Raw genomic sequence first — 22,911 nt, 5'->3', positions numbered from 1 at the left:
GACAGGCCCGTCGCGACGGCCGTGTTGTCGATCGACCCGTTGGCCGCGTCGGCGGCGGTGACGGTGTACGTGGCGGTGCAGGTGATCGTCCGGCCCGGCGGCGGCGTGCGCGAGGTGCCAGGCCCGCCGGTCGGGGTCGCGCCCGCCGTCGGTGGCGTCCGCCAGCGCCCGGTGGGCGGCGCGCAGCTCGGCGGCGTCCGCGCCCCGCCACACGGCGGAGCGCACCAGCGGGTGCCGGAACCGCACCGGCGCGCCCAGCGTGATCAGGCCGGCGGCCTCGGCGGGCGCCGCCGCCCGGGGCCCGATGCCCAGCGAGCGCAGCGCCTGCCACAGCAGCGGCCCGTCGCCGACCGGTTCGAGCGCGGCGACCAGCAGCACCGCCCGGGTGTCGGCGGGCAGCGCCTCGACGCGCCGCCGGAAGCCCTCCTCGACCCGGCCGGCCAGCGGGGCCGCCCCGGGGCCGCCGAGGCCGAACGCGAGCTGCGCGGGCGTCAGGCCGGACGGCAGTTCCAGCAGGGCGAGCGGGTTGCCGCCGGTCTCGCCGACGATCCGGTCCCGCACCCGGGCGTCCACCGGCCCGGGCAGCACCCGGTCGAGCAGCGCCCGCGCGTCGGCGTCGGCCAGGCCGCGCAGGGCGAGTTCGGGCAGCCCGGCGAGGCCCTGGTCGCCGACCCCGTCGGCGGTCCGTTCGGCGAACACCAGCGCCACCGACTCGGCCTCCAGCCGCCGTCCGACGAACGCCAGGATCCGCTGCGACATCAGGTCCAGCCACTGCGCGTCGTCGACCAGGCAGATCAGCGGCGCGGCGGCCCCGGCCTCCGCGAACAGGCCGAGCACCGCCATCCCGACCAGCAGCATCTCGGGCGGCGGCCCGGCGCTCAGCCCGAACGCCACCCGCAGCGCGTCCTGCTGCACCGGCGGCAGCCCGTCCAGCCCGCCGAGCAGCGGGGCGCACAGCCGTTGCAGCGCCGAGTACGCGAACTCGGCCTCCGCCTCCACCCCGGCCGCCCGCACCACCTGCGCCTGTCCGGCCCGCCCGGCCTCGGCCGCCAGCCGGTCGAGCAGCGCCGACTTGCCGACCCCGGCCTCCCCGCGCAGCACCAGCACCCGGCTGCGCCCGTCCCGGACCTCCCGCAGCAGGCCGGCCAGCTGCTCCAACTCCCGTTCCCGCCCGAGCAGTTGCCGCATCCCCTGGTTCTCCGTCCCACCCAAGACCGGACTCCCTCCCGCCGGAGCTCCGTCCCATCCTACGAACGGCCCCCACGAACGCCCCCCGGGAACGACCCCGGCGTCAGGCCGCCGGCGGCTTCGGCGTGTCCACCAGCAGATCGAACCCCAGCCCGCTCGCCCCCTCCCCCCGCCCGGCGCCGCGCGCGGCGGCCAGCCAGACGCAGACCCGCCCGTTGCGCCACCGGGTGCGCCGGTAGCAGACGCTCAACTTGGTCCCGGTCTGCGGCACTTCCTCCTGCCCGATGAAGTACGAGTGCGCGGGCACCGCGTCGAGTCCCTCCCGCAGCAAAGACGTTCGCGGCTGCACGGGCGGCAGCACCGCGACGATGTTCGGCATCGCCGCGCGCTGCAACTGCACGGTCCGGTTGTCCCCCGGCACGTGCACCGGGATGAACGGGATCCACTGCTCGGGCACGGAGTTCATCGCCTCGTACGCGATCGGCGCGAGCGGCGCGTCCGGCCCGGCGGGCGGGTGCCGCCGCAGGTGCTGGGCCTGGACCGCGGCGGCGACCTCGCTGCCCCGCCGGCCCTCGCCGGTGGGCCGGGGGACGGTCGCCTCGATGCCCCAGACCAGGTTGGCGTTCTCGTCGCGGACCAGCGACACCTCCTCCAGCGCGGGCCCGTCCGCGACCTTGGGCACACTGGCGGGCAGGAACAGGCTGGTGTCGGCGGCGGTGCCGGGCCCGGCGTCCAGGGTGTCGAGGGTGTACATCGACCAGCGCTGCCAGTTCTCGTTCAGGCCGCTGCCCGCCGGGGTGATCCACAGCCGCTGCCCGAACACGTCGGTGACGGCCAGGCCCTGGATGTCCGCCAGCGTGCCGACCGGGAGTTCGCACGGCAGCTGGTACCAGTCGTTGCTGTAGACCAGCGCGAACTCCAGGAAGATCAGCCGGGCCAGGTCGGTGCTGTCGGGCGACACCGCGGCGAAGTTGGTGCCGCCGTCCTCCACCGCCCACCAGCGCGGCAGCGGCATGCCCGCGTACCGCAGCTGCGCCGGGAAGACGGTGCGGTTGATCGCGGGCAGCGGCGGCTGCGCGCCGCCGACGGGGTGGTCGGGGTCCACCGAGAAGGCGTGCCAGTCGAGTTCGCCGCCGGGGAACTCCTGCGCGGTGAGCACCTTCTCGGTGCTGTCGGGGGCCGTGCCGGCCACCGAGAAGCGGTGTTCGAGGCGGCGCGGGTCCCAGGTGGCGTCGGCGCCGGGCTGGTCGATCAGGTCGTCGAACCAGGCGACCAGGCGGGCGCCGAGGGCGTCGAGCGCCGGGTAGTGCAGGTGCAGGACGTCGTTGATGCCGTCGGAGGCCCGCCCGCCGTCCTTGATGTGCCGGTACAGCAGGTAGCCGTCCATCCGCCGTACCGCCACGGCCTGCAGGGTGGCCCACACCTCCGGGTCGGCGACCCGCGGCGCGTCCGCGTCGGTGTCCGGGTTCGGCAGCGCGATCGGGTACTTGCGGACGTATTGGCCGCGGAAGTCGAAGGCGATGTTGGCCAGCACCGGGTCGCGGCCGAGCAGTTTGAGCCAGCGCCGACCGATCGCCAGCCGCAGGTCGAAGGCGATCGGGTCGGCGCCGGCGGTGAACGCCACCGCCCGCCGTTCGGCGAGCGCCTCCAGCGGCCGGTCGTCGGGCAGCGCCTCGGCGGCGCCGCCGGTCGGGCGGAAGCGGCTGGGCCGGGTGCCGGCGATCGAGTACGTCGCGGTGACGGGCGACCCGGCGTCGGTGGCGCGGAACTCGCCCAGCTGCCACTGCCTGGTCAGCATCCACAGCGCGTCGCGCACTTCGGCCCGCAGCGCGCGCTGGAAGTCGGTGGTGCGCGGGCGGCCCTCCAGCCGGTTCCAGACGCCGACGGCGGGGTTGGTCCGGTCGGTGAGCGCCTTGGGGAGGTCGGCGATGCGGGGCTCAGGCATGGGCGGCCTTCCAGCGCTGGTTGGCGATCGCGAGGTCGGTGGAGATGGTGATCGGCTGCCGGGTCGCGGACATCACGGTGGCGGGCAGCAGTTGGGCGTACCCGGTGTCGTCGAGGTGCTCGGGTTCGACGCCCCGGGCCTTCGCCAGGTCGAGGGTCTCGCCGATCGCGGCGATCAGGTCGTCGGTGTTCCAGGCGCCGGTGCGCACCGGCGGCACGACCAGCAGCATGGCCTGCGGCGGTTCGGAGTCCGGCCCGTCGTAGTGCAGCGCGATCCCGGTGGTCTCCCGGTCGGCCGGGACGACCTCCGTCCACTCGTCGAGCAGCAGCCCGACCTGGGTGGGGACGGTGGGGAGCGGGTCGGGCGCGTAGTGCGCGGTGAACAGCACCTTGTCCTCGGTGATGTCGGTGCCGGGGTTGAACTCCATGGCCAGCCAGTGGTCGTTCGGCCGGTACGGCAGTTGGATCGGCACCAGCTGCGGTTCGGCGGAGTGCAGCAGGTCGCCGAGGATGCCGCCGGGCCCGCGCAGCGCGTCGCTCAGCACCACGGCCCGCTCCCACAGCCGGGGCTTGTCGCGGACCCGGGCGATGCCGTGCGCCCAGTCGTCGATCGGGAAGTCCCGCCCGAACGGCGGCTGGGTGAGGTGCTGGACGAGCTTGCCGCTGTCGCCGAGCGCCTTCTTCCAGTCCGCGGCGAGCTGCGCGGTGGGCGTGAACTCCGGTACGGCCAGCACGTCCTGGCCGATCATCGCCTTGAGCGCGTCGAGGGCCGCGGCGACCTTGTCGGGCCCGGTGACGGCCGCGTCGTACGCGGTGAGCGCCCGGTCGGCGGCGGCGAGCCGGGCCAGCACCTCGGTGTGCAGCGTGTTCGCCCGCGCCAGCAGGTCCCGGCAGAACTGCACCACCCGGTCCTGGAACGGCCCCAGGCTGAGGTCGGTCGGGTCGAAGTCGCTCAGCGGGAGCTTCGCGGCGACCTCGGCGAGCAGCCCGCTGAGCGTGTTGCGCACCGTCCGGGCCTCGGCCCGGAGCGACTGGAGCTTGTTGGTGAAGGCCTGCCGCCGGTTCGTGATCACCGCCCGGTACGCGGCCGGCTGGGCGGGCAGCGGCGAGGTGGGCTTGGTGGCGATCAGCCGCTCCGCCTGTTGCAGCAGCCGGAACCGCTCGGCGGCGGAGGTCGCGGCGGGCAGCGCGTCGTAGCGGGCGAGCAGCGCGTCGGCGGCGGCCAGCGCCCGGGTCATCCGGTCGGCGACGACGGCGACGGCGTTCAGCACGTCGGTGAACACCCCGCGCCGCCAGGTGGCGAGTTCGCCCCATCCGCTGCGGACCATGCCGAACCCGCTCGCGGTGGTGACCAGCGCGGCGTACCCCGACAGCAGGGTGTCGACGGCGGCGACGATCTGCGCCCGCTGCGGCTCGGCCCCGGCCGGGTACAGCGGCGTCAGCGTGGCGAGGTAGTTCTCCACCGCGGTGCGCAGCGCGTCCAGCGAGGCCCGGACGGCGGCGGGGCGTTCCCGGGGCAGCGAGACGGCCCGGTCGGCGTCCCGGTCGGCGGGGTCGGTCCCGGCGGCGGGCGCCAGGTCGGTGGGGCGCAGCGGCCGGGCGGTGGTGAGCAGCGTGCGCAGCGCGGTGATCAGCGGGGAGATCTCGAAGAAGGTGACGCGGCCGGAGAGCTGGTCGGTGTAGTGGATGGTCAGTTCGACGTCGGGCCGGGGGTTGTCGGTGCGGATGACGGAGCCGATGATCCGGTCGTCGAGGTCGGTGTCGGTGCTGCTGCCGGCCGGGCGCACCGCCCACAGCAGGTCGATCGGCGCCAGGCCGAGGTCGAACTGGCTGACGGTGCGGTTGCGGGGCAGTCCGGTGAGCGCGTCGGTCCAGGTGACCTGGGCGACCAGGTTGGTGGCGGGCGGGAGCAGGGCGGGCAGCCAGGCGTTGACGGCGGGTTCGGCCTGGGCGCGCGGGGTGTTGTGGGCGAGCGGCGCGGCGCCGCTGTCGGGGCCGAGGCCGGCGGTGAGGCGCAGCCCGAGCCGGTGGGTGAGGGTGGTGCCGCTGCGGGGTGTGGCGACGACGGCGGGGTGCGGCGGCAGGCCTTCCTTGGCGTACGCGTCGAGGGTCGCGGAGGCCCGTTCGGGGTTGCCGAGCAGCGCCTGGTGGGTGCCTTCGGCGACGGCGAGGTCGGCGAGCGCGTCGTGGAGGTCGAGCAGGTGCTGGGCGGCCCGGTCGACGACGGCCTGCTGGGTGGCGGTGACGGCGGGCAGCCCGTCCAGCCCGTACGGGTAGCTCTGCGGGGCGTCTCCTCTGGTCAGGTGCCGTACCAGGGCGAGGCCGTCGATGACGTTGTGGGCCTCGACCTGGTCGATGGCCAGTGGCTTGGCGGGGTCGGGCTGGTCGCTCGGCCGGGGCACGGTCTCGGCGATCCGCCCGGCGCGCAGCGGGAACTTCAGGCGCAGCGCGGCGATCAGGAAGTCGACCTCGGCCTGTTCGTGGCTGTCGTGCAGGTCGCGTTCGAGCCGGTAGCCGAGCAGGGCGCCCAGCGACTGGCCCTGCCGCATGCCGTCGAGCAGGGCGAGCGCGGTCCGCACCCGCCCGGAGCTGAGGTTGACGGCGAACGAGCCGGGGTTGTCCGGCGATCCGTTGGCCAGGTATCCGGCGCGCAGCACGGCCGCGGTGCGGGCCTGCCCGGGCGAGGGGGCGTGCAGGTGGCCGCCATTGTTCGCGTCGTGCATCAGCGGCTGGTCGCCCTGGAAGACGGTGGCGAGCGGCCCGGTCAGGGTGACGGGGGTGAGCGCGGTCGCGCGCCGGCGGACGTCCTCCAGCCAGCCGTACGCGCCGAGGTGGACGCCGCGCACGGGCGGGGCGGTGCCGTCGGGGCCGTAGCGCATTTCGGCGAGGCGTTCGTTGGCGAGGCCGAGCCGCCAGGCGTCGAGCCGGTAGGTGGCGGTGTCGAGGTGTTCGGCGAGGACGCGTTCCAGCCGGGCGGTGGGCAGGGCCGTCAACAGGTCGAGGGCGTCGGCCTGTTCGGCGAGGCGGGCGGTGGCGGGGCTGGTGCCGATCACCCGGGGGATGTGGTCGACGACGAGTCGGGCGGGGTCGTCGGTGATCCGCGGCGCGGGCGAGTACAGCCTGCGGAAGCGGCTTTCGCTGGGCAGGCTCTGGCCGGGCGCGGGGATCTTGACGTGGATGAACGCCGGGTCGGCGGCGGCCTGTTCGGCAGGGGTGGCGATGCCGGCGGCGATGGCGAGTTCGGTGGCGGCGTCGGCCCAGCCGAGCAGCAGGGCGTGCCGGGCCAGCAGGTACAGCAGCGCGGCAGGCCGGTCGTCGTCGGGGAAGCCGGCTTCGGTGCGGATGCTCTCCAGGTCGGTGCGGGCGTGCGCGGCGAGCCACGTCAGGTAGTTGGCGCCGTCGACGGTGTAGGGCCGGATCGGGTCGGTCTCGGACAGCGGCCGGTCGTCGACGGCGGGGGCGAGCAGCGGGTGCTGGGTGTCGAGGAACAGCCGGCGGACCAGGTCCGGGTCCTGCGAGGGGCCGGTGTCGGGGTACCCGAAGCGGGTCAGCAGGGCGCGGAGCGGGCCGGGCTGGTTCAGCCGTTCCAGGCCGGGCAGCACGGTGGAGCCGAGTGCGCCGAGGTTCTCCCGGTTGAAGATGTCCTCGACGCTCTGCGCGTAGCGCTGGTAGTACTCGGCGGAGGTCGGGTGCAGCGCCAGGATGTCCAGCAGGTGCTGGTGGGCGTCGGCGGCGGGCCCGCCGAGGTGGGGGACCTTGGCGGTGGCGGCCTGCCAGTCGGCTGCGGCGGCCCGGAGCACCGTGTGCAGGCCGCGCCGGTGGGCGGCGGCGGGGTGGCTGTCGGGCCAGGCGAGCCGGGAGAACGCGGTGGTCGGCAGGATGCCGTAGGGCTGGCGGCCGATCCGCACGGTCGGCACCGGCCCGCGGCCGGAGACGTGCCGCAGGAAGTACTGCCGGGTCTGCTCGACGACGGCCCGGGAGAACACCGGGTGAAGCGTGGTCTGCAGGTGGTAGCCCCAGGTCGCGGGCCACAGCGCGGTGTCGGCGGCGCGCGCGTCGCGCTGGTCGGTGCCGTCGGCGCCCGGCATCCCGGCCAGGTCGGCGGGGTCGACGCCGAGCAGTTCGGCGAAGCACTGCCCGTCGGTGCGGGTGGTCCAGTCCGCCGTGGGGGCCACGGCGCGCAGGTGGGCCGCCGAGCGCAGCCCCGCGTCGGCCTCCTGCGCCGGGTCCGTCCCGGCGGGGGCGTGCGCGCTGTTGTTGGTGGGGGTGCCCTGCGGCAGCAGGGCGAGCCCGGCGGGGCTGCGGAGTTGACGGGTCAGCAGGCCGGTCAGGTCGGTGGCGGACTGCGCCGGGGCGGCCTGCCCGCGCAGCCCGAGCACCACCAGCCGGTCCAGCCCGCCGGCGAGGGCGGGGGTCAGCGTGACGCGGAAGCCCATGCCGACGGTGACGGCCCGGTCGAACTCGGTCAGCCAGCGCAGCTCGTCGGGGACGGTCAGCACGCCGGTGCTCTCGTTCACCTTCATCGGGTCGGTGTTGCCCGGGTCGGGGCTGACCGGCAGCGTCGCCGGGACGGGGTTGCCGTCCAGGTCGATCACCTTGGCGCCGCCGGCCCAGCCCAGCAGCCGGAACCGGTCGGGCAGCAGTCCGGCGCGGGCGGCGACCGTCCAGGACTGCGGGGCGATGTCGGCGGCGGCCGGGCGCGGCACCACCAGGAACGCCACCAGCACGGCGTCGCCGACGGCCACCGGCGCGGCCTCGATCCCGGCGGGCCGGCGGGCGGTGATCGCGGCCGCCCGGGCCGCGCCGACGGCGGCGAGCAGCGCGGTGTCGGCGGCCCGCAGCTTCAGCCGGTCGCCGTGCGCCCGCCACACCGCCGTCCAGTAGTCGACTGTCGGCTGCCGGTCGGCGGCGGGCAGCGCGGCGGTGCTGAACACCACCAGCACGGTGGTGTCGGCGGGCACCGTCGCCGGCCGGTCGGTCGGGTTCGCCGGCCGGTGGCTCTCCAGCAGCCAGGTGGCCCGGCCGGCGGCGATCCGGCCGACCAGTTCCTGCCAGGCCGTCCGGTCCCCGACGGCGTTGCCGCCGGTGCGCCACAGCGCCGTCCAGTAGGCGTCCATGGCTCCCAACTCGGCCTCGGTGGGCCGGGGTTCGAAACTGTCGACGGCCCACTCGTCGGGGAAGACCCGCACCAGCAGTTCGGTGGCGGTGAACCTGGTCTCGACCCGCACCGGTCCCAGCAGGACCGGGAAGTCGTCGCTCAGGGGGTTGTCGGCCATACCGGGAGCATCTCCTGTGCGTGGATGGCGACCATGACCGGCGCCTGGAAGAGGATGTACGCGATGTCGGCGGAGCTCAGCCGGGAGTACCACAGCGGCAGCGCGTTGTCCTCGGCGCGCTGCTGCTGCTTCTCCAGGTCGTCCGGGGAGCCGTCGAACGGTGCCAGCGGCACGTGCGTGGCGTCGCCGAACTCGATGAACCCGAGCCTGTCCGGGTCGACGTGCTGCCAGGTCAGGTCGTTCCACACCTCGACCGGCGGCAGCGGCCCCTCCGGCTCGTCCACGCCGAAGCGCGGCTCGCCGGGCCGTTCCTTGAGGACGAAGAACCATCCCGGGTCGCCGGGCGGGTTGCCGCGCGCCTCGGCGGCGTCCAGGTCGAAGCCCAGCAGGTAGATGTCGGGTTCGACCTTGGCCTCGTACAGCGGCAGCCGCACCAGGTCCGACGTCGGATGGTCCTCGTCGGGCAGCGGCGCCGGAACGCGCTCCCCCGTGGTGATCGGATCGCCGTTCGCGTCCAGCGGCCAGGCGGCCCGGTGCGCGTACACGGCCGTGTTCGGGTACTTCTTCAACAGCTCGCCGCGGACGACCAGCACCAGGTCGTCCTTCTGGTGCGGGCCCGCCTGCTGCCGGTTGTCGTTCTCGCCGAGCAGCGCCGCCGGCCCCCAGGTGTGGACCGGCTTGATGTCGTACAGCCGCTCACGCCGCTGCTCGGCCGTCTCCCCGGGCGGCGACAGCACCGCGCGCGGGTCCCAGAACTGCCGGAACGGCGTGCCGCGCTGGTCGGTCGGGTACTCGCGCCACAGCATCTCCCGCGCCATCTCGTGGTTCAGCCCGACCAGGAACGACTCGATGAAGCGCCGGTTGTTCTCCAGCAGAGTGATCGAATTCGCGGGCAGCAGGCCCAGGTTGGGCACGAAGACGTCCACCGACAGGTCGATCAGCGACTGGTACATCGGCAGGTCGATCACCGGGTACGCCATCGCCTCGACGAAGCTCTCCGCGAACGGCCGCAGCCGCTCCGGCACCCCCACCGACCCCAGCAGACACCTCGGCACGGTGGTGTCCGCACGCAGCCCCTGCAGCACCGCGTCCGTCGTCCCCGCCACCCCCAGCCGTTCCCGGACGGGCGCCTGCCCGACCGCCGCGGCCTCGTCCCGGCCGTCGTACAGCTCGCGCAGCGCCGCCTTGAACCGCTGCGCCTCCGGGCTGTCCACGTTCCCGCCGGTGGTCGGCGGCACCGGATCGCCGATGTCCTTCAGCACGAAGTCCGCGCTCTTCGGCAGCGACCCCACCGGATCGGCCGCCCGCAGGCCCACCCCGGGGTGCAGCTCGTGGTCGAGCTGGTCCGGCGTCACCAGCGCGGCCGGCTTCACCTTCGGCGCGGCGGCGGTGACCGGAGCGGTCTCGGCGTCCATCCGCGGCACCAGCGCCTCCCGGGGCCGGTCCGGCGGGAAGGTCAGCGACCGCACCAGCCGCGCCCCCGGCCGGATCAGCCGCCGCATCGCGGCCGACACCGGCGCCGCCGCGACCTGGCTGGCCGCCACCTGGAACCCCACCGCCAGCTGCTCCCCGCCCGCGTCCAGCGCCGCCGCCGGCCCGGCGGTGGTGACGCGCGGGTGCGCGGGAGCGGTCAGCGTCAGGTACTTGCCGGTGGGCGGCGGCGCGTCCAGCGCCGCCGGCGCGGCGGGCGGCGACAGGTGCTTGACCTGCAGGCGGTGCCCGACCTCCCGCGCCAACTGCGCCTGCCGGATCCGCGCGTTGGCCTGCAGCACGTCGCCGAGCTGCGCCCACGCCGCGTCCATGAACTCGTCCTGCCGGGCCTGCACCACCTTGGTGCCGAAGTTCGCCGCCACCCGGAACCGCGGGTCGAGGTTCAGCCGGTGCACCCAGTTGCGGTTCGCCGGCGCGGGCAGCGGCTGCCCCGCGTCGTCGACCAGCAGGTGCGCGGTCAGCGCGTGCCAACGGCCGTACAGCGGCGGCGTGATCACCGGATCGACGCCCGCCGACAGCGACTGCGCCTGCGCGGGCGGCAGCGCGGCGTGCGCCGCCGCCGGGGTGACGTGCTGGTAGGCCTCCGCCAGGTTGACCAGGTTGGCCAGCGCCTGTTGGAACGGGTGCGGGAAGGGCGCGGCGGGTGGTGGCTGCCCGAGCCAGTTGTCCCAGTTCTCCCAGGCGTCGACCGGCTGCTCGGGCACCTGCAGCGCCCCGCCCAGCCGCAGCACCCCGCCGATCGCCGCCGGCGTGGTGATCGGCGGCAGCCCCGGCCCCGCCGACCGGTGCACGTCCATGTCCCGCCGCCCCACCAGCGGATCCGGCCGGCGCGGCTGCAACAACCGCACCAGGTACTCGAAGTCCCCGGTGGCCCCCGTGGTGAACGACCACCGCAGGTAGTACGGCAGCTGCCCCTCGCCCTTGCGGTTCGGGTACGCCGGCCCCCAGCTGGAGTACAGCGCCCCCGGCGACAGCGCCGGATCGAACCCCAGCCCCGCCAGCCGCCCCGTCTCGAACGCCGGTACCAGGAACGCCTCGTAGGCCCGGTCCTGCTGCAGGTGCCGGGGACACACCAGCCGCGAACACGCCCGGTCCGGATCGGTGCGCAGCACCTCCGCGAGCGCCTGCAGCACCGGATCCCCGCCCCCGTCGAGCTCCCGCGCCACCACCGCGTCGTCCAACGACCCGTTGACGTGGACGTGCGCCCACGCCCCGAGCTGGTCGGCCGGCGGGAACACGGTCGGATCCTTCACGACCACGAACGGCACCGGCGTCCCCCCGCCGCCCTCCTCGAACTCCGCCGGCGCCCCCGTCACGTCACTGCGCGCCGCCAGCACCACCAGCGCCAGCCACGGCGCCAGCCGATCCGTCGTCCCGTCCGCGCCCGCCGGGCTGTACCGCCACGGGAAGTCCTCGTCGTAGAACTCGATGTGCGCGAGGAAGTTGGGCTCGATGTTGGTCGTCCCCGGCAGCGGCTCCCGCCGCGAGACCGCCCGCCCCTCCACCCCGATCACGTCGCCGGGCCCGTACAGCTGCACGGCCCGCTCGACGCCCCGGCTCAACGGCCCCCCGTCCAGCGCCTCCCCGCTCACCACCAGCTTCACCGGAATCGTCGCCCGCGCCGAAGCCCCCGGATCCCCACTGATCCGCGTCGACAGCCCGGACCGCAACCACGGCAGGAACGAGTAGCCATTCGCCGTCATTCGCCACTCCCGACCGACACCCGACCGCCGACGACCACTTCACAGCCGACCCCACCGGCGGCGGACCGCCGACCGAGCCCAACCCCCGTGCCCGACGCGCGAGTTCGCCGAGCATCGAGCCCGACCGGCCCCGCACCCTCCCCGGCCCTCATGCCCCGCCCCCGTCGAACACCTCGGCGGCGGCCGTCAGTTCGGTGCCCGTGGCGTCGGCCGCCGCCAGGCCCGAGCGGGTGGCCCCGCCCGCCGCGAGGACGCGGCCGTCGGTCAGCACGGCGGCGGCGAAGCCCCAGCGGCCGGTGAGCAGGCCCGGTTGCGCGGTCCAGGTGTCGGCGGAGCCGTCGTAGCGGAGCACGCTGCGGAACCCGGCCTCGTCGGCCTCGCTCCCGGTCCCCCCGATCACCAGCACGGCCCCGGTGCCGACGGCGACGGCCCGGTGCTGGGCGCGCCCGGCGGGCATGTCCTTGACGGGCGTCCAGGCGCCGGTGGCGAGGTCGTACTTCTCGGCCGTCCGCCGGCTGACCGGGTCGAACCCGCCGCCGTCGCCGGCCCCCGGCGCGCGACCGCCGGTGACCAGCACGGTGGTGTCCGACAGCGCGGTGGCCTGGTGCAGCGCGCGCGGCCGCGACAGGCTGCCCGTCGGCGTCCACTTCCCCGTCGCCGGGTCGTACAGCTCGCAGAAGGCGAGCGCCGGATCCTGCTCGGCGCCGACCGACGCGGTGCCCCCGACGGCCAGCACCTTGCCGTCCTTCAGCACCACCGCGACGTGCCCGGAACGGGCGTCCACCAGGTCGCCCGCCACCGTCCAGCGCGCGGCGTCGGTGGTGGCGGCCGGGTCGTACAGCTCGGCGGAGCGCAACGCCCGGACGGTGCTGCCCGCCCGGACGGCGCTGCCCCCGGCCACCAGCACCTTGCCGCCGGGCAGCAGCACCGCGCTGTGGCCCCAGCGGGCCTGGTTCATGGTGCCGGCCGGGGTCCAGGTGTTCGCCACCGGATCGTAGACCTCCGCGGACGCCAGCCCGGGCGCGGTGGAGCCGCCGATCCCTCCGGTGACCAGCACCTTCCCGTCGGCCAGCGCGGTCACCGCGTGCAGCCGCCGGGGCGAGGGCTGCGTCGCGGTGGCCGTCCAGGTGTCGGCCGCCGGGTCGTAGACGGCGGCCCGCCCGAGCGCGGCCCCGCTCGCGTCGGCCCCGCCGACGACCAGCACCTTCGTGGTGCCCTTGAGCACCACCGGGCCGTCGTGCTGCCCGAACCAGGCGGTGGCCCCGGCCAGATCGTGTGCGGCCGTCCACTTCGCTGCGGTGGGCACGGTGGTGGTCATGGTGTCGAACCTTCCGTCGTCGGGGCTTGTCGTTGTCGTGGGACGCACACCTCGGTGACGCCACCGGGTCCGACCGTCGGCGGCGACTTCGCCCGGCGCACCCCGCACACCGCCGCCCCACCGCCGAGCCCGATCGCCCACCAGCGCCGCTGCCGCCCGCGCGCCCCGCCGCCGCCCGACGCCGCCCAACTGCCCTGCGCCGAAGCCGACTTCACCCGGCACACGCCGCAAGCCCCGCACCGCGAGAGCCGCCGCCCCTCACCCGCTCCGCTCACCACACCGAACCCCTCCGCCCTCACGGCACGTACGCCTCGTCCACCGCCACGAGCTCGACCGCGTCCGGCCCCGGAGCCGCCGCGCCCGCCAGCGCCGTTCCGCCGGTCACCAGCACCCGCCCGTCCGTCAACTCCACCGCGCCGAAGTCGAACCGCCCGGTGGCGAGCCGCCCGGTGGCCGTCCAGCTCCCCGTCGCCGGATCGAAGGCGACCGCGTCGCGGAAGCCGGTGTCGAAGGCCGGCCCGCCGGTGCCGCCGACCACCAGCGCCAGGCCCGAGCGCAGCACCACGCACCGGTGCCCGCGCCGCCCGCCGCCCGGCAGCGGCGCGACGGGCGTCCAGAGCCCGCTGCCCGGGTCGTACACCTCCGCCGCGGCCAGGCTGCGCGGGTCGTACCGGCCGCCCGCGCCCACCGCGTCGCCCCCGGTCACCAGCACCCGGCCGTCGGCCAGCAGCACGGCCTGGTGCCCCTTGCGGGCGGTCAGCAGGCTGCCGGTCGGCGTCCACTTCCCGGTCCGCGGGTCGAACAGCTCGCAGTGCGCCAGCGCCGCGTCCGGCCCGCCGGTGGCCAGCGCGCCCCCGACCACCAGCACCCGCCCGTCGGCCAGCAGCACCGCCCGGTGCCCGGTGCGCGCGTCCGTCATCGCGGGGCCGGTCGGGCTCCAGCCGCCGGCCGCCGGGTCCAGCAGTTCGACGGTGGCCAGCGCCCGCCCGTTCGCGCCGGTGCCGCCGGTGACCAGCAGCCGGCCGTCGGCCAGCAGCGTCGCGGCGTGCCCGGCCCGGGCGGTGGCGAGCGGCCCGCCGACGGCGGACCAGGCGCCCGGCGCCGGATCGTAGATCTCCGCCGTGCCGAGCACGCCCCCGTCCGCCCCGCGCCCGCCCGCGACGACCACCCGCCCGTCGCCCAGCCGGCTGCTGCTGTGCCCGACGCGGGCCGTGGCGAGCGAAGGCGCGGCCGCCCACGCGGCGGCGACCGGGTCGAACAGCGCGGCGGCGGCCAGCGCGCCGCCGTTCGCGTCCGCTCCCCCGGCCACCAGCACCTTCCCGTTGGCCAGCCGCACCGCCTCCACGCCCCGCGCGGCCACCGGCAGCCCGCCCACCGCGCTCCACGCCCCCGACACGGCGGGCGACCCGACCGACTCCTCCTCCGGAATGACGTGCAACTGCCCGGCCAGCGCGCCGTCCCGGCCGACCCAGTCGTCGAGCACGTCCTGCGCGGTGGCCCGGCTGCGGAACGTCGCCGACGGGAGCCCGCCCGCCGGCGGATGCGCCTGGACGTTGTTGCGCACGTTCGCGACCACGAACCGCCGGTCGGTGAGCCGCATCGTCTGCTCGGGCGGGAACGGCTGCCGCAGCCGCGACTCGCGCCGCGAGATCGGCGAGCGGCTGGTGCTGCTCCCCTGCAGCAGCTGGTTGAACACGGCCGGGCTGACCTCGTGGAAGCGCTGCGGCGCGGCGGCGGCCGACCGCGCCGCCATCGGCACCACCCGCCGCGCGGCCGCCGCCGTCGCGGGAACCCCGCTGTCGATGATGTGCAGCTCGTACCGGGCGCTCCGCCGCACCACCCGGGGCGACAGCAACGTGCCTGCGGCGGCCGTGAGTTCGAGCCCGGAGTCCTGGCTCTCGTAGGCGGGCCGGGAGAGTTTCGCGGCGTCGTCCATGTCCTGGAACTGCGCCATGGCGAACTTCTCGCCGGTGACGGAGACCCTGGTCAGCCCGCTGTCCGGGGCCGGCGCGATCGCGAACCGCCGCCCGTCGCTGGGCCGTTGGGCGCCGACCCGGTCGACCCGGACGTCCAGCGGGACGGCGCGCTGCCGGACGGTCAGGGTGCCCAGCGGGTGCAGCACCAGCTGGTCGGTGTCGGGCAGCTGCCGCAGCGTGACCAGCGGGTTGAAGCCGCCCGAGGGCAGCTGGGTCTGCCAGCCCTCGATCTTGTCGAACTCCGCCGCCAGCAGCGGCAGTACGGCCACCGGCGGCAGCGTGGTGTTGTGCTCCTCGCCCCAGGTGATGTCGAAGTCGGCGGAGATCTCGAAGAACAGCAGGGAGATGGAGCCGCGCCCGTGCGCCCGCCACGGCGCGGGCCCTTCCAGCGCGAAGTGCAGGTCGATGCCGAACACGCCGACGCCGAAGGCCTTCAGGGTGACGCCGGCGGAGATCTCGATGGTGAACGCGAACGGCGAGAAGCGGAACAGCGCGTCGAACGACAGGTGCCCCTCGACGCCGAACCCGCCGAATCCCAGCCGCAGTTCGGCAGCCGCGCCGAACTGCACGGTGTTGCTGGTGACGGCGAAGTACCCGGAGACCCGGATCAGTTGGCCGGGCCGGTTGAGGATGTCGACCGTCAGCCGCTTGGGCACCGGGAACGGCAGCGGCGGCGGCTTGAAGGACGGGTGGAACCCGCCGACCGTCAGCACGAAGTCGGGGTTGTCGCCCCACGCGACGAGCAGGCCCATCCCGCCGTCGATGGTCATCAACAGCACGTGCGAGTCGAAGAGTTCGGCGAAGAACCAGAGCCGCGACTTGTCGACCTCCAGCGCGCCGACGAAGTTCACCTGGAGCGCCAGCAGCGGCAGGTCGGGGCTGGGCAGGATGCACTGGAGCACGCCGAGGATGGCGATGTCCCCGGGCGGGATCTCGATGACGATGCCGAGCGAGACGCTGACCAGGGTGGGCGTCCCCCAGCCGATCTTCGCCATCGGCCCGATCAGGAACCGGCCCTGCTCGGGCGGGAAGAACCGGGCCAGGTCGGAGAGGATCCGGGGCGCGTTGGCGATCACGTCCTCGGGGAACATCACCGACTGGACGGAGCCGTTGCGCACGCCCTCCGCGAGGGCCTGCAGGTTCATCGACCGGTTCAGCCCGATCAGCCCGCCGACGGCCAACAGCGTGAAGCCGTAGCCCAGTTGAATGCCCGTGGCACCGAAGTCGGTGGTGATCACGATCAGTAGCGAGAAGCCGTCGCCGCCGCCCGGCATCCGGGTGCTGATCAGGCCGATCGCCTTGAGCTCGACCAGCCCGGCGAACTCCAGGTCAAGGGCGCCCGCGTACTCGCCCCGGTCCTTGTCGAAGGACAGGAACCCGCCGCCCTTGACCGCCCCGGCGTTCACCTCCAGGCCGACGCCCTTGGGCGGCCGGAAGTCGAAGGACAGGTCGACCGGCCCCAGGTTGCCGCTGCCGTCGGACCGGAACGCCAGCACGGCGTCGAGCCCGACCTGCTCCACCACGGCGGTGACGGGCCCGAGTTGGGCGCGGAAGGACACCCCGAGGCCGATCGGCAGCCCGTTCGCGTCGGGCGCGGCGGTGATGGTCAGCCCCTGGATCTCCAGCGGGCCGAGCTCCAGGTGCGCGGGGAGCTGGATCTCCAGGTTGGAGGTACCGCGGAAGTAGAACCCCTGCCGGTAGGAGACGCCGACCGTCAGATCCGCGCCGAGGGTGAACCCGTCGGCGGGCAGCACGGCCGAGAGGAAGCCGTCCCCGCCGGCCGGCGAGAGCACGAACTCCAGCCCCTCCAGGCCGACTTCGGCGAAGAAGTCGACGGCGTCCCCGACCAGCCGCACCCCGCCCGCGCCGGAGAACCGCTGCAGTTGCAGCCGCGTGCCGCCGGCCTCGCCGAACAGGATGCGCGGCTGCCCGGCCGGCCCGGACCGCTCCGCCCGCACGTCGATCGAGCCCTTGGCGTGCACCGGCGCGCCGGACGACTCGAAGCCCAGCACCATCTCCACGCCCTGCCCGGGCCGCACCAGCAGCGCCACCCCGCCCTGCAGGTCCAGATCACCCCGGATGGTCACCGCGATGTCCGGCCCGAGTTCGAACCGGAACCCCTGCACGCCGGTGAACGAGGGCAGCAGCGCCAGCCCCGGCAGCGCCCCGTCGGCGGCGGGCAGCGGCAGCACCCGGATCGCGGCGTGCATCTCCGAGGACGGCTGGACCCGCTGGAACAGCACCGCGGTCAGCGCCTTCGGCCGCGGCCCGAACGGGTCCGGCGGCGCCCCCTGCACGGCCGCCGCCGCGGTGGGCGCGATCCGCAGCGTGTCGACGTTCGCCCCGAAGGTGTGCAGCAGGTTGTCGAGCTGCGACAGCAGCGCCGGCTGGTCGAACGCGGCGGTGCCCCACCCGAACGCGTCCTTCAGCACCTGCGCCGGGTCGGCCAGCACCCGCGGCAGGTCGCCGAGGTCGAACGCGAGGTGCACGTACGGCGGCCGGTTCCCGGCGGGCGCCGCGTACCCGGCCTTCACCACGCCGAGGCTGCGCAGCACGAAGCCCAGCCCCGAGTGGTAGCGCTGCAGGTAGGTGACGATCAGGTAGTCCAGGAGCTGCCCGGGGAACAGCGTCAGGAAGCCGTCGGCGCGCAGCGTGTCGGGGATCGCCGAGGCCGGCGCGTCGGCGATCGCGTGGATGCCCTTGATCAGCGCCTGGACGGCGCCGAGGGCCCGCTTGACGTCGTCCGGCGAGAACGACACCGCCGCCCCGGCCCCGCCGTCGCCGACCGTGCCGTCGACGTTCAGCCCGCCGTCGCCCAGCAGCGTGTGCAGGCTGTCGTAGAGCGTCTCGACGGCGTTGCGCAGGTCGACGAAGGGCTGCGGGATGTCCGTGACCGTCCACCCGAGGCGGCGCAGCAGCGCGCTGAACGCGGCGGGGGTGGCCAGTGCGTCGCGCAGCGGCAGCAGGGCCTGGCCGATCTCCGCCAGGATCCGTTCGAAGGTGCCCGGCTCACTCATGCTTCCTTCTCTCCGCCTTGGACTCCGGGTAGAACTTCCGGTCGAGGAGCGCGTGGAAGGTCGGGTCGACCCGGTTGACGATCAGCCAGGCGCAGACGTGGCAGAAGTCCGCCTCCAGGCGCATCTTGCAGCGGCCGGTCGGCCGGTAGTGGGCGCCGGCGAAGGTGGCGGCGCCTTCGAAGACTCCGATGGTGCGGGCGGACTTGCAGGGCGGGCTGAAGTCCGGGATGTCGACGGGGTTGTCCTCCTTGTCGTTGGTGTCGTCGTGCTCGGGGTTCACGTTGAGCGGATTGCCGTTGGCCTTGAGGAAGTTGAGCACCTCCGGCTCCACCACCAGGAGCGGCTGGTGCTGCTTGTCCTTCACCGGGACGAAGGCGATCGCCCCCTTCTTGAAGAGCGGGAACGGGGCGCTGCCGGCCCGGGTGAGGATGATCGCGCCCTCGCCCGGCAGCACCTGCCCGACGGTCAGCCCCTCCAGGTAGTGGGCGGGGTCGGTGGCCAGCGGGAGCTGCTGCCCGCCCGGCAGGATGCCGAAGTCGCGCAGCCGCACCTCGGAGAAGTCCGTCCTGGCCTGCTGCCACTCCGCGATGTTCCGGGCGCCGATGGTGAGTTTGATGCCCGGGACGGGGGTGGTGACGTTGACCGAGTCGGCCAGCAGCACGGCGGCGGTGCCGATCCGGGGCAGTTGGAGCCATTTGATCTTCGCCGGGTCGATCCGCCGGTCGGGCACCGGGTGGGCCCGCACGAAGCCGAGCCTGGTGACGTTGTCGCCCGGCATGTCGTTGGGCCGTTCCTCGGCGGGGCCGCCGTCGCCGCGGATCTCCTCGTACTCGTCGAGCAGGTTGAAGCTGTGGCCGAACTCGTGGGCGACGGTCTGGACGAGGTCGTCGAAGTTCACCTGCGTGTCGTCGGGCGGGTCGCGGCGCAGTTCCCGCTTGTCGGTGGCGTTGGCGTAGACGTACGGCAGCCCCTGGATGTTGCTGACCGTCGAGGCGGTCACCGTCCGGACGTTGAAGTTGGTGCCGCCGTCCATGTCGTCGTTGGCGATCAGCGCGATCAGGCCCCGGCTGGGCTGGAAGTGCTGGTCGTCGGGCTGCCAGACGGCGCCGACGGCGGCCGTGGAGCCGGTGACCTTCAGGCTGCGGACGAAGCGCAGCAGGGTGGTGGCCACGTTGAGCTCGGAGGCGTTCATGTACAGCTCGGGCGGGTGCCGGCGCGGGTCGAGGGTGAGGTTGCGGGTGGGCCGGTTGGTGTAGAACTCGTACAGCTGGGCGACGAAGGCCTTGACCGCCGGGTCGCCGACGGTGTCGGCGGCGGGTTTGGTCACCGGGTTGGTGCTGGACAGCCGGTCGCCGGGCCGGGGGCCGAGGCGGAGGCCGAAGAAGGTGTCGCGGGCGTGCAGGATGCCGACCGACTGGTGCTGCTTCCAGGAGGCGATCAGGTCGTCGTCGATCTTCGCCGGGTCGATGTCGAGGTCCTGGGACTGCCAGGTGGCGACCAGTCCGGTCCGCTGGTCGCCGCGCATCGGCAGCCCGACCCGGTGGACGAGCTCCTCCAGGGTGTAGCGGGCGCCGCCGCCGATCGCGTTGGTCGGGATCGGGAAGCCGGTGCCCTTGGCCTGCCCCGCCTCGGTCCGCTCCTCGCCGGCCGCGACCCGGAAGCCGCAGGTGACGGTGTGCTGCTGGGAGGCGGTGAACGCCTTGAAGACGTTGAAGCTGTTGCGCAGCATGCCGTACGGCTCGTGCGCGGGCTTCTCGAACATCTCGTGGACGACGCGGGCGACGATCTCGTCGAACTTGGCGCGGTCCTGCTCGCGGAACCCCTCGGCGAGGAACAGCACGTTGTGCTTGTCGGCCAGGGCCGCCGGGTCTCCGCCGCCCATCGCCCAGGTCAGCGCGTGGTCGGCGGCGTAGTCGACCACCCGCACGTTCAGCAGCTGCGCGCCGCCCAGCCCGGGGAACAGCCCGGAGAGCACCCACGGCGTGCCGGGCTGGGTGGGCAGCACGCCCCGCAGCCGGCCGGTGGCCGACACCACGAGCTGCCGGGTGTCGGCCGGCACCAGTTGGACGTACCCGTGGCCGGTGATGTCGCCGATCAGGTCCGTCCCGGTGCCGGCGTCGTCGCTGAACCTGGCGTACAGCGACGGCTGGGCGTGCGCGACGGTGGTGTCGAGCGCGGTGGTGATCGAGTCGTTGCCGAACCACCAGCCGACCACGGAGCGGTGCACCTGGAGCCGGCCGACGATGTACTGGTTCCCGGAGATCGCCCGGAACAGGAAGACCCCGGGGGTGGTGGCCGTGATCCGCCCGGTCGCGGGGTCGTACGTCGGCAGCCCCTCGAAGCGGTGGCCCTTGGCGTTGAACGGGGCGAAGAATTCGAACGTGCACTGGGCGCTCGGAACGGCAGTGACGGTGAATCCGTTGGTCGCGGGCACCGCCTCCGCGCGGGTGGCGAGCGTGACGGTGAGCGGCGGCGTCCCGGTCAGCGCGATGTGCAGGTCACTGTGCGGGAACAGCAGCAGGTCGGGGCTGGCGACGGCCACGGGAGACCTCCTGTCGAATGCTCCGCAACCATACTGAGCGGCCCCGACAATTCCGCCGGAAACACCGGGTCAATGCCACGAACGGGTAATTCTCATTCGATCACCCATCGGATGATCTGCCGTGAAAAACAATTGCGCCGATCAGACTCACCAGACCGCCGGCAGGCTGCGCGGACTGCGCGTGGTACTGCCCAGCCGCCATTCCACCGGCGCCCCCGGATCGGCGAGCCGCAGCCCGGGCAGGCGCTCGGCGAGCCGCCCCAGCGCCACCTGGATCTGGGTGCGCGCGAGCCAGGTGCCCAGACAGTGGTGCGAGCCCGCCCCGAACGACAGGGTGGCCGAGGGCAGCGGCGCGAACGGATCGCCCGCCAGGCCGTCCGGGAAGACCTCCGGGTCGCGGTTGGCGCTGCCGAGGCAGACCGCGACCGTCTCACCGGCCGGAATGCGCACGCCGCCGATCTCCGCCTCCCGGAACGCCTGCCGGGTGGTGAACTCGTCGTCGCCCAGCTGGACGTGGTGCAGCAGCCATTCGGTCGCGTGCCGCGCCCGCTCCGCCCCGGCCAGTCGCGGCCACAGCTCGGGCCGCTCGCCCAGCAGGTACAGCAGGGAGTTGGCGAGGACCGCCGCGACGCTGTCGCTGCCGCTCGCCGCCAGGCCGCCGACCAGGAAGGTCAGCTGCTCCTGCGGGATGCCGCCGGCCCGGTCGGCGGCCTGCACCAGCCGGCTCACCACGTCCTCGCCCGGCCGGCGCCGCCGGTCCTCCAGCAGCCCGGCCGCGAACTCCGCGAACTCCTTCTGGTCGGCGGCGATCCGCTCGTCCCCGCCGGAGCCGTCGTTGGTCAGGCAGGCGGCCCACCGGCGCAGCTGGGCGGGGTCGAGGCCGTCCAGCGCCAGCAGGCGCTGCGCCACCGCGAACGGCAGCACGGCGGTGAGGTCGGCGACCAGGTCGGCGGGCGGTCCGGCCGCCACCAGTTCGTCCAGCAGCCGGCCGACCACCGTCTCCACCCAGGGCTGCCAGCCGGCGATCGCCCGGGGCGTGAACGCCCCCTGCACGGTGCGCCGCAGCCGCTGGTGGCCGTCGCCGTTCTGGTTGTAGAGCGAGGACGGGTCGGTGGACACGTTGAGCGCGGCGCCGGGCTCGGGCCCGCCGTCCTCGGCCCGCCCGAACCGCGGGTCGGTCAGCACCTGCCGCACGTCGTGGTACCTGGTCACCAGCCAGGCGCTGGAGCCGTCCCGCAGGGTGGCCCGCCGGGGCGGCGCGGCGGCGGGGAGGTCGAGGGCGTGCAGGGGCGGCAGCTGGGCGATCGGGGCGGGCATGGCACCTCCACGTCGGCGGCGTGCGCCGGTGGTTCGGAAGGGGGGTGGGATTCGCCGATTACGCTACCTGACTGACCATCAGCTTTCTTTCAGCCGCGCCATGTCGGTTCCGTGGCGAGCGCAGGCCGTGTGGTTAGCATCGATTCCCGTTCGGTTCGGTGACGATTCATCCGGAGGTCGGCCTTGAGCAAAGGAAGATCTGTCGATCCGATGATCGGACTTCTCGGTATTCTGCGCTGCACCGCCTATCCGGTCCTGCTCGCCGCCGTTCTCGCCACCGCCATTTCGACCGTCCACGAGCATTGGGATCCCGGCCGCGTCATGGTGCTCTTCCAAATCGGCACCATCGGCTACCTCTGGACCCTCGAACGGCTCATCCCCCACCGCCGCGAGTGGCACCCCGGCGGCCGTGAACTCCGTTGCTACGGCGTCTACTTCGTCCTGACGATGGCGGGCGGGGCGATCGGCCAGCTGCTGGTCGCGGCGCTGGTCGCCCGGCTGGCGCCGCCGCATCCGACGTTCTCGCTCCGCGTCGAGATCCCGCTCGCCGTGCTCACCGGTTCGCTGGCGAAGTACCTCTTCCACCGCTGGTCCCACCACCAGCCGTGGCTGTGGCGGCTGCACGGCGTCCACCACGGGCTGGACAAGGTGAACGTCACCAACAACGGCGTCAACCACCTGCTCGACGTCCTGCTCGGGCAGGCCATGGTGCAACTGGCCCTGGCCTGGCTCGGATTCTCGCGGGAGGCGGTCCTCTGCGCCGCCCTGTTCGTCGTCGCGCAGGGGTATTTCGTGCACGCCAACATCGATGTCCGGATCGGCTGGCTGAACCACGTCCTCGGCAGTCCGGAACAGCACCGGCTGCACCACAGCACCGTCCCCGCGGAGTCCGGCCACTTCGGCGCGGACCTCGCCGTCTGGGACCACCTGTTCGGCAGCTTCACCTGGCGGCCCGGGCTGGAGCCGGTGGCGGTCGGGCTGCGCGACCCCGCCAGCTTCCCGCCCACCACCAGCGTGCTCGCCAGCCTGCTGCACCCCTGGCGCCCCGTCCCGGGCGCCACCACCGGATCGTCGTCCTCCTGACCGGTCCCGGTTCTCCGCCCACCCGTCCCCTGCGGGGCGCCATGACACACGGATTG

Annotated in this window: 9 protein-coding genes; 1 reads left to right on the top strand and 8 read right to left on the bottom strand. The window is 74.4% G+C overall.

What is annotated here, in order from left to right:
• The 8 genes from ACWEMJ_RS21745 to ACWEMJ_RS21710 form a co-directional block, all read right to left on the bottom strand.
• Window positions 1-1,188 (bottom strand): AAA family ATPase (locus ACWEMJ_RS21745; RefSeq protein WP_452138734.1); only part of this gene is annotated, 1,188 nt, incomplete at its 3' end.
• Window positions 1,189-1,291: 103 nt separating this feature from the next.
• Entirely contained in the window at window positions 1,292-3,133 is a 1,842-nt protein-coding gene (locus ACWEMJ_RS21740) for a hypothetical protein (RefSeq protein ID WP_452138733.1), read from the bottom strand.
• Complete coding sequence (locus ACWEMJ_RS21735) at window positions 3,126-8,408, bottom strand: hypothetical protein (RefSeq protein ID WP_452138732.1); 5,283 nt, start codon at window positions 8,406-8,408, stop codon at window positions 3,126-3,128. Before ACWEMJ_RS21735 ends, ACWEMJ_RS21740 begins: the two co-directional genes overlap by 8 nt.
• Entirely contained in the window at window positions 8,390-11,602 is a 3,213-nt protein-coding gene (locus tag ACWEMJ_RS21730) for a hypothetical protein (RefSeq protein ID WP_452138731.1), read from the bottom strand. Before ACWEMJ_RS21730 ends, ACWEMJ_RS21735 begins: the two co-directional genes overlap by 19 nt.
• A 148-nt stretch (window positions 11,603-11,750) precedes the next feature.
• Complete coding sequence (locus ACWEMJ_RS21725; protein ID WP_452138730.1) at window positions 11,751-12,920, bottom strand: Kelch repeat-containing protein; 1,170 nt, start codon at window positions 12,918-12,920, stop codon at window positions 11,751-11,753.
• A gap of 295 nt (window positions 12,921-13,215) precedes the next feature.
• A complete protein-coding gene (locus ACWEMJ_RS21720) occupies window positions 13,216-17,913 on the bottom strand; it encodes a DUF6603 domain-containing protein (protein ID WP_452138729.1) in 4,698 nt (1,565 codons plus the stop codon).
• Window positions 17,906-20,455: a hypothetical protein gene (locus ACWEMJ_RS21715; protein ID WP_452138728.1), complete on the bottom strand. Its 2,550-nt coding sequence runs from the start codon at window positions 20,453-20,455 to the stop codon at window positions 17,906-17,908. Before ACWEMJ_RS21715 ends, ACWEMJ_RS21720 begins: the two co-directional genes overlap by 8 nt.
• Before the next feature lie 147 nt (window positions 20,456-20,602).
• Window positions 20,603-21,772 (bottom strand): cytochrome P450, encoded by a 1,170-nt coding sequence (locus tag ACWEMJ_RS21710; protein WP_452138727.1) that lies wholly within the window; start codon window positions 21,770-21,772, stop codon window positions 20,603-20,605.
• Between the two features lie 210 nt (window positions 21,773-21,982).
• Between ACWEMJ_RS21710 and ACWEMJ_RS21705 the strand changes: the two genes are divergently transcribed.
• A complete protein-coding gene (locus ACWEMJ_RS21705; protein ID WP_452138726.1) occupies window positions 21,983-22,855 on the top strand; it encodes a sterol desaturase family protein in 873 nt (290 codons plus the stop codon).
• Window positions 22,856-22,911 lie beyond the last annotated feature (56 nt).

This window comes from Kitasatospora sp. NPDC004531 (assembly GCF_053602195.1).
The sequence above is the reverse complement of the archived record's forward strand: the minus strand, read 5'-3'. Positions and strand labels throughout refer to the sequence as shown.